The 13,616-nt window shown below is 69.0% G+C and carries 10 protein-coding genes; 4 read left to right on the top strand and 6 right to left on the bottom strand.

Translation table 11 applies throughout. The features are described from left to right. The first annotated feature begins 10 nt into the window (after positions 1-10). The 3 genes from G6O68_RS17790 to G6O68_RS17800 all read left to right on the top strand — a co-directional run bounded on the left by G6O68_RS17790 (position 11) and on the right by G6O68_RS17800 (position 3,828). Positions 11-730, top strand: a complete 720-nt coding sequence (locus G6O68_RS17790) for a glycosyltransferase family 2 protein (protein WP_165249983.1) — start codon at positions 11-13, stop codon at positions 728-730. Next, the gene (locus tag G6O68_RS17795; protein WP_165249984.1) at positions 727-2,373 is read left to right on the top strand and encodes a hypothetical protein; all 1,647 of its coding nucleotides are present in this window, start codon (positions 727-729) and stop codon (positions 2,371-2,373) included. The genes G6O68_RS17790 and G6O68_RS17795 overlap by 4 nt, the downstream gene beginning before the upstream one ends. Positions 2,374-2,559: 186 nt before the next feature. Beyond that, the gene (locus tag G6O68_RS17800) at positions 2,560-3,828 is read left to right on the top strand and encodes a GNAT family N-acetyltransferase (protein ID WP_240911375.1); all 1,269 of its coding nucleotides are present in this window, start codon (positions 2,560-2,562) and stop codon (positions 3,826-3,828) included. Between the two features lie 42 nt (positions 3,829-3,870). Here the strand turns inward: G6O68_RS17800 and G6O68_RS17805 are convergent, their stop codons facing one another. Beyond that, positions 3,871-4,890, bottom strand: coding sequence for a zinc-ribbon domain-containing protein (locus G6O68_RS17805; RefSeq protein WP_165249986.1), 1,020 nt, complete (start codon positions 4,888-4,890; stop codon positions 3,871-3,873). 197 nt (positions 4,891-5,087) lie between these two features. Further along, positions 5,088-5,564: an SRPBCC family protein gene (locus G6O68_RS17810; RefSeq protein WP_165249987.1), complete on the bottom strand. Its 477-nt coding sequence runs from the start codon at positions 5,562-5,564 to the stop codon at positions 5,088-5,090. Positions 5,565-5,956: 392 nt separating this feature from the next. Between G6O68_RS17810 and G6O68_RS17815 the strand changes: the two genes are divergently transcribed. Then, positions 5,957-7,468 carry a Gfo/Idh/MocA family protein gene (locus tag G6O68_RS17815; RefSeq protein ID WP_165249988.1) on the top strand — a complete coding sequence of 504 codons (1,512 nt, stop codon included), beginning with the start codon at positions 5,957-5,959 and terminating at the stop codon, positions 7,466-7,468. A gap of 131 nt (positions 7,469-7,599) precedes the next feature. On the opposite strand, the gene G6O68_RS17820 is transcribed toward G6O68_RS17815, so the two are convergent. The 4 genes from G6O68_RS17820 to G6O68_RS17835 all read right to left on the bottom strand — a co-directional run bounded on the left by G6O68_RS17820 (position 7,600) and on the right by G6O68_RS17835 (position 13,598). Continuing rightward, a complete protein-coding gene (locus G6O68_RS17820) occupies positions 7,600-8,739 on the bottom strand; it encodes an N-acetylglucosamine-6-phosphate deacetylase (protein ID WP_165249989.1) in 1,140 nt (379 codons plus the stop codon). Further along, positions 8,736-10,391, bottom strand: a complete 1,656-nt coding sequence (locus G6O68_RS17825; protein WP_165249990.1) for a CTP synthase — start codon at positions 10,389-10,391, stop codon at positions 8,736-8,738. Before G6O68_RS17825 ends, G6O68_RS17820 begins: the two co-directional genes overlap by 4 nt. A gap of 145 nt (positions 10,392-10,536) precedes the next feature. Further along, on the bottom strand, positions 10,537-11,718 hold the full coding sequence (locus G6O68_RS17830; protein ID WP_165249991.1) for a formylglycine-generating enzyme family protein: 1,182 nt from the start codon (positions 11,716-11,718) through the stop codon (positions 10,537-10,539). Further along, positions 11,715-13,598, bottom strand: a complete 1,884-nt coding sequence (locus G6O68_RS17835) for a M2 family metallopeptidase (protein ID WP_165249992.1) — start codon at positions 13,596-13,598, stop codon at positions 11,715-11,717. The genes G6O68_RS17830 and G6O68_RS17835 overlap by 4 nt, the downstream gene beginning before the upstream one ends. Between the last annotated feature and the right edge of the window lie 18 nt (positions 13,599-13,616).

Below are 13,616 nucleotides of genomic sequence, written 5' to 3' on the forward strand. Positions count from 1 at the left end.
TACCTCGCCGATGAAACTCCTCACCGCCATCCCGGTCCACAATGAGGAGAAGTACCTGGAAGAGGTGCTTCGCCAGGTCCTCCAGTACGCCGGCGACGTCCTGGTCGTCGACGACGGCTCGACCGATCGGACCCCGGAGCTGCTCGGCCGCTTCCCCTCCGTCCAGGTCGTCCGTCATCCGACCAACCTCGGCTACGGCGCGGGCCTCCGGACGGCCTTCGCCCACGCCCTCGAAGGCGACTACGACGGCCTGGTGACGCTCGACTGCGACGGCCAGCACGAGCCCGCGCTCATCCCCTCCATCGGCGCGCGGCTCGACGGGGCCGACATCGTCTCCGGCAGCCGCTACCTCCAGGTGTTCGACCCCTCGCAGCGTCCGCCCGAGGAACGACGGAAGATCAACGTCGAGGTCACCCGCTGGCTGAACGAGTGCCTGGGGCTGAACCTGACCGACGCCTTCTGCGGCTTCAAGGCGTACAACCGCCGGGCTCTGGAGTGCTTCGAGGTCACCGACCTGGGCTACGCGATGCCGCTCCAGATCTGGGTCCAGGCCGTGCGTCACGGGCTCAGGATCGTCGAGGCCCCGGTGCCCCTGATCTACTTGGACGAGTCCCGGGCCTTCGGCGGCTCGCTCGACGATTCGAACTATCGGCTCAACCACTACCGCCAGGTGTTCGCCGACGCCCTCAAGGCCGCGGGCCTGGAAGTGGCCGGAGGCTGTCGCGGATGAAAGGCACCCGCCTGCGGGCTCCCTCGACCGACGGCGGCCTGCTGGCGACGCCCCCGCTCGATCAGGCCGCCGCGCTCGTCGACGCCAACCAAGCCTGGGCGTCCACGTGGCGGCACGATTTCCAGGGTCGGCCGGCCGACTGGCTCCGCCAACAGGTTCGAAGGCAGGCCGCCGCCGAGTCCCGCGCCTATCTCGCCGAGATCGGCGTGGAGCCTCCTGCCGCCCGCATCGAAGAGCCGGCGGGCCGCGGCGCCTGGATCGTCACGGGGCATCAGCCCGAGCTTTACCATCCCGGCGTCTGGGTCAAGAACTTCGCCGCCGCCGGCGTCGCTGCGGGTGAGGGGGCTTCCGCCCTGAATCTGATCATCGACGACGACATCCCCAAGTCCTCCTCGATCCGCGTTCCGGCGCTCAAGAACGGTCGCCTGAGCGTCCGACGGATCGAGTTCGACCGCTGGGAAGGCGAGGCGCCCTACGAGGACCTGCCCGTCCGGGACGAAGAGGCCTTCGCGTCGTTCCCGACCCGAGTCCGCGACGAGTTGGACGGCCTGATCGCCGACCCGCTGATCGACCGCTTCTGGACCGAGGTCGCGCGGTACCGCGAGAGCGGGCTCCCCCTGGGGCTGCGGTTGGCGGCGGCGCGGCGGCGTGTCGAGGCTTCCTGGGGGATCTCCAATTTCGAGGTTCCTTTCAGTCGAATCTGCCAAACCGAGGGCTTCGCCTGGTTCGCCTGCCACCTGCTGGCCCATCTCGCCCGATTCCAGACGATCCACAACCGGGCCCTGCTGGAGTACCGCGAGCTTTATAAGATCCGCAGCAAGAACCACCCGGTCTCGGCGCTCCGGCGTGAAGGGGACTGGATGGAGGCCCCTTTCTGGACCTGGCGGGCGGGCCGACCGAGGCGACGCCCCCTGATGGTCCGGCAGGACGCCCATTCGATGCAGCTGCGGATCGCCGATGAGGCCGAGCCCTTCCTGGAACTTCCGCTGTCCCCGGAACGCGAGGCATGCTGCGCCGTCGAGCGGCTCCTGGAACTTCCCGCGACCGGTGTCAGGCTTCGCACCCGGGCCCTGACCACGACGATGTTCAGCCGATACCTCCTCAGCGACCTGTTCATCCACGGCATCGGCGGGGCGAAGTACGATGAGCTGGGCGACGTGGTGGCGCGTCGCTTCTTCCAGGACGCCGAGCCCCCGGGCTTCCTCACCCTGTCTTTAACGGCCTGGCTCGGCCTGCCGGAGTCGCCCGCGACGCCTCGGTCGCTCGCCGAGATCGATCGCCAGATCAGGGACCTGGAGTACAACCCGGACCTCAACCTGTCCGGCCCCCAATCCGACGCCCACCGAGACCTGATCGCGGAGAAGCGGTCCGTGGTGGCCGCCGAGCCCCCGACGCATGAAGGGCGCGTCGCCCGGTTCCGCAAGATCCGGGCGATCAACGAGGCGCTCCGCCCCCTGGTCGCCGATCGCATCGAGGTTCTGAAGGGCGAACGGCTCGCGATGGTCGAGGAGTTGGAGGAAAACCGCCTGGCCCGGAGTCGCGAGTACGCGGTCGTCCTGCATTCGCAGGGTCGGCTGCGTCCCTTGCTCACCGATCTGGCGAGGCCTGCCACGGTCCCGGCTATCGAGGCCGTCGAATCCTGACAATCGTTCCGGTCCTCCTGGGGCGGGGAAAAACCGCCCTTCGTCGACGGTTTTTCCCTCGGTCCCCCTTTTCTCACGCCGTAGAATGGGGTATGCGCGGCGGCGCGTCGTGAGCAGCGATGCGCACGCCCATTCCACGGTTGACAGTCCCCGCCCCGGCGGCGCGTCCGAAAGATGGTCGACCCGATGAAAGCCTCCACACCGGAGACTCGGCTCCCGTTTCGTCGAGGATCGGTCGAATATTGCCTGGGGACCGAGGCCGACCACGAGGCGGTGTACCAGACGCTGCTCCACGTCTTCCACGGGCCGGACCGCGAGGCGTTCCTGGGCGCGCTCAGCGACCCCGCGTACCGCCCGGAACAGCGACTTCTGGTCAAGGTCGACGGCCGGATCGCCTGCCACGCCCACCTGACCGAGCGCGAGATCCGCTACGGATCGGTGACGCTGCGGATGAACGGCGTGGTCTGGGTCGGCACGCTCCCCGAGTATCGAGGCCTCGGCTTCGCCCAGAACCTGATGCGGCTGGCCGACGAGCGGACCCGGGCCACAGGGGCCGTGGTGCAGGCTCTGACGACCCGGATGCCGCGCTTCTACAAGCCCCTGGGCTGGGGCGTCTGCGGGCGGAGCACGTTCGGCCAGACCCTCAGCCGCAACCTCCCCCAGGCCGCCGACGGCGTGGTCGAAACGAAGGGAGGGGGGTGGCACGTCCGCCCCTGGAGGCAGGTCGAGCTGGGCGACCTGATGGCCCTCTACGACATGCAGTTCCAGACGACTACCGGGACCACCGTCCGCTCGGAAGAGTACTGGCGATGGTTGATCGGTCGGCGCTACGCCCACGTCATCTGGGTCGCATGCCAGGGCGACGCCGTGCGCGGCTACGCCTTCGTGAAAGACCACCGCATCCTCGAGATCGCGGCCGACCCGGCCTATCCCCAGGCGCTTCGGGCGCTGCTCGGCCGGGTCCGGGCGGAGGCGCTTGAGCGGGCGTACCCCGAGGTCACGATCAACGCCCCGATGGACCACCCGGCGCTCGACGCCTGCCGATCCGTCGGGGGTAAGGTTTTCGATCAGGACGCGGTCGATGGCTCCGTATCGATGTACCACGCCCCGGACGTCGGCCGATTTCTGCGGGCGATCCTGCCCGAGCTGAGCCGTCGAGTCCAGGATTCCGGCACCACCACCCCCGTTGAACTGGGCCTCACGGTGGACGATCACCGATGGCTGATCCATGCCGACGGCAAGGACTCGCGGGTCGAGCCCGACAAGCTGAGCCGTCGTCACCTCGCACTCAGCTCCGGGACGTTCGTCCGGCTCGCGATGGGCCACGTCGGGGTCGACGAGGCGGCCAACGAGGACGGATTCGTCGCCTCCACCGCCACGGCCCTCGACGCCGCCCGCATCCTCTTCCCGGTCCAGCCCATCTGGCGCAGCCCGCTCGACGCGGCGACGGCCTGAGTCGGCCCCGATCTCGGTTCGCCTGCGGATCGGCGCGGCCGCCTACGGGAAGAGTTGGCGTCGGGTGAAGTAGCGGCGGACGGGGGGCGAGTTCAGGTACGCCGCGAAGAGCGCGTAGATGATCATGAACGTCACGCCGTACATGATCCGCTGCTGGTCCAGGCGGTCCACGAGCGGCTTGTATTCGTAGTCCGCCAGTTCCCCGATCGTCCCGTCTTCGATGGGGGCCGTGGCCCGCGTCACCAGGTCGCTCTGCTCGGCGAAGTTGGCCTCGAAGATGGGCAGCCCGATCATCGCGATCACGTCGACGATCGCGCCCAGCGTCAGGGCCAGGATCAGCACCTTCACCGACTTCCCGCGCAGGAACTGGGCGGCCCCGTACACTCCGTAGCCGGCCACCACGGCCAGCATGAGCCAGCCGTACTGGTAGACTCCGGCCTCCACCCGGACGGACTGGATCAGGGAGAGGATCGCCAGGATCAGCCCCGCGAGCCCGCAGAGCATCCCGGGGATGGCGATGTGGAGCGGGATCCCCGAGGGGGGCGGGGGGGGCGGCGGGTACAGGTCGTCGTCGAGCCCGACGTGCATCCCGGTGTCCTGATCGGTCCCGCAGGTGGGGCAGATCGACATCCCCCGCGGCACCGAGCCGTGACAGCGGGTGCAGCGCCTGGCCTGGGCGCGCGCCTCCGCGCCGACCGGCTTCTTCTTGCGGCGGGGCTCGTCCTTGAAGAGGGCGGCGGCGTCGCCGATGGCCGCCGGCGGCGAGCCGACGCTCTTCTCCGCCTCGCCCGCCAGCATCGGCAGGTCGAAGGCGTCGCGAAGGTCCCCCTCGGCCCGGGGCGAGGGCAGGTCGTCCAGGTTCGGCAGACCTTTGGGAAGTTCGTATGTGGAAGTGTTCGCCGCGTCGGCCTCGCCGGGCCGCGTGGACGCCGAGTTGGCGTCCTTGGGCGTGACCGTGAACCTGTGCTGGCACTTCGGGCACTTCAGGCGCTTGCCCGCCGGCACCTGATCGGGCAGGTTCAGGACGGCTCGACATTGCTCGCAAGTAATCGTGCGCGGCATGATCCCATCGCCTATCGTTTCGATTGGCCCCGTCCTCTGGGTCTCCGCCGCCGCACCGTTGGGCGGGGGACGGGCGCACCGCCCCCAACCTTCGATCGAGCCGACCCCTCGAATTCTACCCTATCTACGTGCGACGCAAGAACAACTTAATCGAGAAGGCCAGGAGGGCCGCGACGAGGATTCGGCGGCCCCGGAACTCAGACAGGGGCCGGGTCGCGGCCGGCTTCGGCCTCGAAGGCGCGACGGACGACGTCGTGACGATAGGCGAACATCTTCCGCAGCCTGGACTCGATCATCGCTCCGCCGAACAGGGTGCCGAGCATCCCGAGGGGCGGCCGGTAATCGACGACGTCGCGGAGGATCGTCCCCCCATCGCCGTCGTCCAGGAACTCGTGACGATGGACCCAGGCCGCGAACGGGCCTTTCACCTGGCGGTCGACGAACAGCCGACCGGGGATGTACTCGATATGCTCGGCGACCCATTCGACGGGAAACGGCCCGACGTGCATGCGGATGACCGCGCGGGCGCCCACGTCGAGCGACTTCGGGGTCTCGACCACCTCGACCGGCTCGCCGGGGGGGAGGAGCCGTTCAAACGCGTCGGGGCGTTCGAAGAACGCGAACACGGCCTCCGGGCTCGCCGGGATCCGGGATTCCTTGATGAAGCGCTGCATCGACTTCGACGCCCTCGGCCACGCCCGTCCTCGCCGCTCGTAACAAGCTATGGGATTTTTAACGATCTGTAAATATGGAAGACCTAGCCGACGCTTACGGGTCGTCCCGACGATTCGAAGGCCGCGCGGGGACCTCCGCGCGGGTCGACGGTCGGTCGTGGGGTAGACTCGTGTCGGGACGTTCCAGGCCGCCGATCACGCCCTTCCCGGCGTCGGCGAGTCCTTGACTGGGCGGCTCGGCCAGGGTTAGCCTTGAGGTCGAACCGTCGGCCGAGAACGTCGCCGCGCCCCGCCCGATCGCGAGCCCGCGTCCCGCGTCGCCTCGCCCCGCCGGGCCGATCGCTCGCGGCCGTCCCCTCCGCCCCTTGTCCCGAGCACCGGAGACTTCTCGAATGCAGAACAAACCGCTGGTGAACCGTCGCACCTTCATGGAGACGGCCGGAGCCGCGACCGGCGCCGCGATGGCCGCCGGGACCTTCGCCCATCCCGCCGTCGGCGCCGTCAAGGGCGCCAACGAGCGGATCAACGCCGCCATCCTCGGCCCCGGCGGCCGCGCCCAGGAGCACATCCGCATCCTGAACGCCCTGAAGGAAGAGACCAAGCTGGTCGACATCATCGGCCTCTGCGACGTCTGGGACGGCAACGACGACATCAAGCGGGGGCTCTACCCCTCGGCCAAGAAGTGCGGCCTCGACCCCGAGGGCAAGGACAAGGACCGCATCACCAAGGACTACCGCAAGCTCCTCGACAACAAGGACATCGACGTCGTCCTGGTGGCCACCCCGGACCACTGGCACGCCAAGATGTCGAGCGACGCCATGGAGGCGGGCAAGGACGTCTTCTGCGAAAAGCCGATGACGCACACGATCGAGGAGGCCCGCAAGCTCGTCGAGACCGTGAACCGGACCAAGCAGGTCTTCACCGTCGGCGTCCAGTCCACCGCCGACCCCCGCTGGCGCGAGGCCAACGCGCTGATCACCGAGGGCAAGATCGGCAAGGTCATGCAGGGGCAGACCTCGTACTACCGCAACAGTAACGTCGGCCAGTGGCGGTACTACAAGCTCTCGAAGGACATGACCCCCAAGACGGTCGACTGGAAGATGTTCCTCGGGACCGACTTCGGCCTGGCCCCGGACCAGCCGTTCGACCGCGCCCGCTACGCCCAGTGGCGCTGCTACTGGGACTTCGGCGGCGGCATGTACACCGACCTGTTCGTCCACCAGCTCACCCACCTGATCCTGGCGATGGGCGTCCGCCTGCCGCGCCGGGTCGTGGGTGCCGGCGGCCTCTACCTGGAGTATGACGGCCGCGACGTGCCCGACGTCGCCACCGTGGTCGCCGACTACGACGAGGGCTGCCAGGTCCTCATCTCGGCCACCATGGCGAACGACGTGCAGCTCCCCGAGGTCATCCGCGGGCACACCGCGACCGTCCGCTTCGACCCCACCCCCAAGGGCGGCTACTCGGTCGTCCAGCAGAAGCTGGAAGGCCGCCCGGCCCCTCCGGGCGCCAACCAGGGCGAAGGCGGCGACAAGTTCACCCCCGAGCAGCCCCGCGAAGACACCCGCGCCCTGTGGGAGCACTTCCTGGAGTGCACCCGCTCGCGCAACCCCGAGACCCTCTGCCCGGTCGAGCTCGGCTACGCCGCGATCGCCACGGTCAACCTCGGCGTCAAGTCGTACCGCGAGGGCAAGGCCTTCTACATCAACAAGGAGAACGGCGAGGTCGTCGACGCCGACTCCGCCTGGGCCGCCCGCTGGGAAGAGCGCAGCAAGCTCCGCGGCAAGCCCAACCAGGTCATCGGCTGGAAGGCCGGCGACACCGGCTCTCTCCTCGAAGCCCCCGAGTACCAGAAGCTCGGCGGCGAGTGGATCGACGGCCGCGACCCGTCCGAGAGCGCCTGATCCAGGCCGGAGCTCCGCCGCGCCGGCCCAAGCCGGCGCGGCCTCCCCGCTTCATCGGAAGCCCCGAAGGTTCGGCTCGCAGGCCGGCCCCTCGGGGCTTTCTTCGTTCCCCGAAGCGACGAAGCCTCGCCTCAGTCGGTCCGGTCGAACCACTCCCCGCCGACGCAGCTCTTCTCCAGCGCCAGCAGTCCGCGACCCTGACGACGAAGGACGACCAGGTCGGCGGGCTCGCCGACGGCCAGCTTCGGCTCGGGACGGCGCAGCAGGCGGGCCGGATTGACCGTCACCGTGTCGAGCAAGGGCCGGGGGAAGCTCGGAATCACCTCGTCGAGCACGCGAAGCCCGGTCTCCAGGCCCTGGGTCGAGCCGGCGAGATACGGCGTGCCGGCGAGCACGATCTTCCCCGAAGGATCGACGTCCCACGCCCCGTAGTTGCCGGCGGGGAGCCCGGCCAACCAGCCGGCGTCGCTGACCAGGATCAGCCGCTCCCAGCCCTTGGCGCGGGCCAGCACGCGGAGGACCTCGCGGTCCAGGTGGTGGCCGTCGGCGATGAGCGAGGCGAAGAGCCGGTCCTCGGCCGCCTGCAGCCAGATCGGGTTGGGATGCCGAGGAAGCTCGGACGCGATCCCGTTCCCCAGGTGCGTGCTCAAGGTCGCCCCGGCGTCGACCGCCTCGCGGATCGCCTCGCGATCGGCGGCCGTGTGGCCGAGTGCGATCACGACGCCCGAGGCCACCGCCCGGCGGACGAACTCCGCCGATCCCGGACGCTCGGGCGCGAGGGTCATCAGCACCACGCGCCCGCCGGAGGCCTCCTGGAACTCCTCGAACAGGGCCCACTCCGGGTCACGCATAGCCTCGGCCGGGTGCGTCCCCTTGTAGCCGGTCCGGTCGGACAGGAACGGGCCTTCGAGATGGACGCCGACGACCATTCGGTCGACGTCCGGGTTCGCCTCGCAGGCCTCGGCGACCGTTCTTAGTCCGTGCAGGGTGCCCGCCACGGGCGCGGTGATCAACGTCGGGCAGATTCGGGCCGCCCCCAGCCCGCGCTGGGCGCGGATGACGGCGACGACCTGCTCGACCGTGATCGACGGGCTGGAGAACGAATGCCCCCAACGGCCGTTGGTCTGGATGTCCCAGAACGCCGGGGCGAGGACCGGTTCGTCAGCCGAGCCGGCGGGGCTTTCGCACTCCTCCACCCGCTCGATGATTCCGTCGCGGATCTCGACTTCGATCTGTCGCGGCGCGTCCCAGTCGCGTCCGGTCAAGATCATGGGGTCGGAGCCTTGGCCGAAGCGCCGTCGATCCCCGTCGTGCGACCGGTCTCGCGGCGGTTCAGGGCGGCGCCGATGAAGTCGCGGAAGAGCGGGTGGGGTTCCGTCGGCTTGGACTTGAATTCGGGATGGAACTGCACGGCGACGAACCAGGGGTGATCGGCCAGCTCGACGATCTCGACGATCTGGCCGTCCGGGCTCTTGCCCGAGGCCACCAGGCCGGCCTTCTCCATCGCGTCGCGGTAGGTGTTGTTGAACTCGTAGCGGTGGCGGTGACGCTCGGAGATCTGTTCCACGCCGTAGGCCTTCCGGGCAAGCCGGTCGGGCTCCAGGGAGCAAGGCCAGGCGCCGAGCCGCATCGTGCCGCCACGCTTCGTGACCCCGTGCTGGTCTTCCATGAGGGCGATCACGGGATGGTCGCAGTCCTTCTCGAACTCGGTGCTGTTGGCGTCTTCCAGCTCCAGCACGCTGCGGGCGAACTCGATCACCGCGCACTGCATGCCGAGGCAGATGCCGAAAAACGGGATGCCGCGGGTCCGGGCGTAGCGGATCGCCTCGATCTTCCCCTCGATCCCCCGCATGCCGAACCCTCCGGGAACCAGGACGCCGTCGACGCCCCCCAGCAGCGCGTCGGCCCCGCGTGCGCCGACCTCCTCCGCCTCGATTCGGACGACCGAGACCCGCGAGCGGTGGGCGATCCCCGCGTGGTCGAGCGACTCGTACACCGACTTGTAGGCGTCGCGATGCTTCATGTACTTGCCGACGACCGCGATCCGGACCTCGTGCTTCGGGTTGATGACCCGGTCCACCATGTCGGTCCAGGCGGTCAGGTCGAGCGGGCTGGCCTTGAGGGCGAGCCGCTTGACCAGCAGGCTGTCGAGGCCGTTCTTGACGAAGCTGAGCGGCACCTCGTAGATGCTGTACTGCTTGTCGCGCTCCTCGATGACCGCCTTCTTGTCGACGTTGCAGAACAGCGCGATCTTGTCCTTGTCGTCGGCCGGCAAGGGCTGCTCGGTGCGGCAGATGAGGAAGTCGGGCTGAATGCCGATCTGTCGGAGGGCGCCGACGGAGTGCTGCGTCGGCTTGGTCTTCAGCTCGGCCGCCGCCTTGAGATAGGGGACGAGCGTCAGGTGGATGTACACGCAGTTCTCGCGGCCGACGTCGATCGCGAACTGGCGGATCGCCTCCAGGAACGGCAGGCTCTCGATGTCGCCGACGGTCCCGCCGATCTCGGTGATGACCACGTCCACGTCGTCGGTCGCGAGCTGATGGATGGCGGCCTTGATCTCGTCGGTCACGTGGGGGATGACCTGCACGGTCTTCCCCTCGTAGTACCGCCCCTCGCGCTCCTTCTGGATCACGGAGAGGTAGATCTTGCCGGTCGTGTAGTTGCAGTCCTTGGTGAGCGTCGCGTGGGTGAACCGCTCGTAGTGGCCCAGGTCGAGATCGGTCTCCGAACCGTCGTCGAGGACGTAAACCTCGCCGTGCTGGTACGGGCTCATCGTGCCCGGGTCGACGTTGATGTAGGGATCGAACTTCTGGAGCCGCACCCGCAAGCCGCGCTGTTCCAGAATCATGCCGATCGAGGCGCAGGTGAGCCCCTTGCCGAGCGAGCTGACCACGCCGCCCGTCACGAAGATGTGCTTGGACATCGCCTAACCTTGTGGATGAGCTTGTGCCCGGTGGGTAAAAGCTAAGTATACCGGGCGTTCCCCAAGGACGCGACGCCGCCCGCGCCGGATTCCCTTCCAGCGGGCCCGACGGTGCGGGTGGCGTCGCATCGGGGACGAGACCCCTTCAATCCGCGGGGGGCCGGGCGTCCTTCACGCAGCGGAAGCCCAGGTGCGACATGCCGGAATCGGTCGCGGTGCCTCGGCGGGCGCTGGGACGGTAGTTGGAGCAGTAGTTGCCGCTGCAGAGGAACGAACCGCCCCGGGTCACGCGCTTGGGCTGGAACGGCTCGTCGGGGTCGTAGCTCTTCTCGGGGCCCTTCGGGTCGACCGTCAGCGGCGAGTCGCCGGCCAGGCGATAGGTGTCCGGCCGATACCAGTCCGAGCACCACTCCCAGACGTTGCCGATGGTGTCGTAAAGGCCGTAGGAGTTGGGCGGGAACGACTTCACTGGGGCGATGCGCGGGTAACCGTCCTGGTCCTCGACCACCTCGGGGAAGCGGCCCTGCCAGGTGTTGGCCATCCGCTTGCCTTCAGGAGCGAAGACGTCTCCCCAGGCGAACTTGGATCCGTCCACGCCCCCACGCGAGGCCCGCTCCCACTCGGCCTCGGTCGGCAGCCGCCTGCCGGCCCACTTCGCGTAGGCCTCGGCGTCCTCGAACGAGACGTGGACGACGGGGTGGTCGTCCTTCCCGTCGATCGAGTCGTCCGGACCTTCGGGATGCTTCCAGTCGGCGCCCAGGACCCACCGCCACCAGTTGGACAGGTCGTCGAGCCCGCCGGGGGGGAGGGCGCCGACGGGGGGGGTGAAGACCAGCGAGCCGGCGCCGAGCTGTTCGTCCGGGGGCTTGGGCGTCCCCGGCGGGAGTTGGAGTTTCATCACCTCCCAGTCGACGGGGCGCTCGGCGGTCGTCCTGTAGCCTGTCGCCTCGACGAACTTGCGGAACCGGGCGTTGGTGACCTCGGCCTCGTCGATCCAGTATCCGCCGACCTGCACGCGGTGAGCGGGACGCTCGGAGTCATGGGCGTCGGCGTCGTTCGTCCCCATCGTGAACTCGCCGCCGGGGATCCAGACCATCCCCTCGGGGGCCGGCCCGGCGGGCGTCGATTCGGGCTTCGGTTCGACCGTCGCGACGGGAGCGGTCGCGTCCGCTCCCGGCTCGACCGCGACCGACGAAGGCCCGCCGAGGGAGCCCCCGCCCGAGGGACTCGGCGCCTCGTCCCGTCCGCACCCGCAGACCGAGCCGAGCAGCGACAGGGCGACGAGCGGGGCGAGCGAGGCGGCCTGAATCCTGAGTGATCGCGTCATGATTTTCCGGGGTCTTCGGGCCAGCCGGACGCCCGGCCCTTGTTCTCGGCTTCGAGCCATTCCTGGAGCGGTTCAAAGTACGCAACGAGGGGTCGCGCGGTCAAACCCTCGCCGGTCGCCTCGCGAAGCACGGCGTTCCAGTCGCGGGTGGCGCCGAGTTCCAGGATGCTCCGCAGGAACGCGCCGACCTTGGCGTTGCCGTAGTAATTGCACTCGCGCGGATCCTGCTTGAGGATCTCGCGGGCGATGTGGTCGTGGAGCTGGAACTTCAGGACGGTGCCGATCGCGTAGTCGTAATATTGCCCGGGGTCGTCGTTGATGTGGGTCTTCGTCGCGGCGTCGCAGAGGGTCTCGGGACGCTCGCCGGGAGGGGCGATCCCCTGGTACTTGCCGACGCGCTCCCACCAGCCGGCGTTGAGCGAGTCGTCGGCGATCTTCCCCGCGTAGAAGTCGCGCTCGAACCGGGTCATCACGCCGGCCGCCCACGGCAGGAAGACGATCGACGAGCCCTCGAGGGCCGAGCTGAGCAGGAACGTCGACGCCGGGGCGGCCTCGGCCTCGGGGGCCAGCAGGCCCACCTGCTTCAGATAGGGCCGCTGGCCCGCCGCCAGGCCGATCAGGTCGCCGACGCCTTCGTGGAACGCGCGGTTGGCTCCCTGGCGGAGCAGGGGAGGGACCTTCGGCGTGGAGTAGCTCAGGAAATAGTAGATGTGCCCCAGTTCGTGGTGGGCGGTGTCGAACCACTGGTTGTCGGGCTCGATCGACATCAGGCTGCGGACGTCGTGGTCCAGGTCGACGTGCCATGCGCTGGCGTGGCTGTTCTTCTTGCGCCCGGAGGCGGGGTCGGCCGGGTACAGGTCGGACTTCGTCCAGAAGCTCGGCGGCAGCTTGGCGAAGCCGAGCGACGTGTAGAACCGCTCGGCCTGCTCGGTGATGAACTCGGGCGGCTTGCCTTTGAAGGGGGCGTCCATGTCGACCCCCTCGACGAACCCCGGCCAGTTCTGGCCCCATCGGTTCGAGAGCCAGTGGGCGGGGATCGCGCCCGGCGGGGCGTCGACGCCGTAACGCTTCGCGAGTTGATGCTTGGCCCAGGTGTGGAGCTGGGCGTACAGCGGCCGGACGTCGGCGACGATCCGGTCGCAGAGCCCGATCATCTCGTCGACCCCCATCCCGTAATCGGCGACCTGAAGCTCGAAGAAGTCCGCGAATCCCAGGCCCCGCGCCACCTGGTTGCGGAGGTCGCGGAGCTTCAGCAGCCCCTCGCGCAGCGGGGCCCCGATTTCCTTGGACGTCTCCCAGTACGCCTTCCGCTCTTCCAGGTCCTTCGACGTGAGCAACACCTGGTCGATCCGGTTTGCCGAGGGGTTCTCGGCCGAGCCGTCCGACTTCTTGAGGGTGTAGACGAAGCCGTCCTGCCGGGCCGACTGGTCCGCCTCGGCCTGGACGCGGGCCTTCACCACGTCGGGGAGGGTGCCGGGGGCCTCGGCCGCGCGGAGGCGGACCTTTTCGAGCTGGCGCACCTGCAACTCGGTCAGCCGGTCCTTCTCGCCGAGGAACCGGGCGACCTTCTCGATCACCTCGGGCGCGCCGACGACCTGGTTGACCGCCTGGTTCGCCGTCACCTGCGCGGCCGTGTGGGCCTCGGAAACGTCCGTCGAGGCTTCCCACGCGGCCTGACCGGCCTTCGTCTCCAGGGGGAGCCAACGCGCGACGTGTTCGTTGAGGAAAGCGTCGACCTCTTCCTGGATGTCCGGCGCCCGGGACCCGAAAGCCTCGGTTCGCCCCGGCAGCGTCCCCGCCGCCGCGACGGCCGCCGCCTTCAAGAAATCGCGACGCCCGCCGAGTCCCCGGCCCACCCCTCGCGTCTCGTCTCGATCCACGGTCGATCGCTCCTCTCC

It is taken from the genome of Paludisphaera soli (genome assembly GCF_011064595.1).
Taxonomy (GTDB): Bacteria; Planctomycetota; Planctomycetia; order Isosphaerales; family Isosphaeraceae; genus Paludisphaera; species Paludisphaera soli.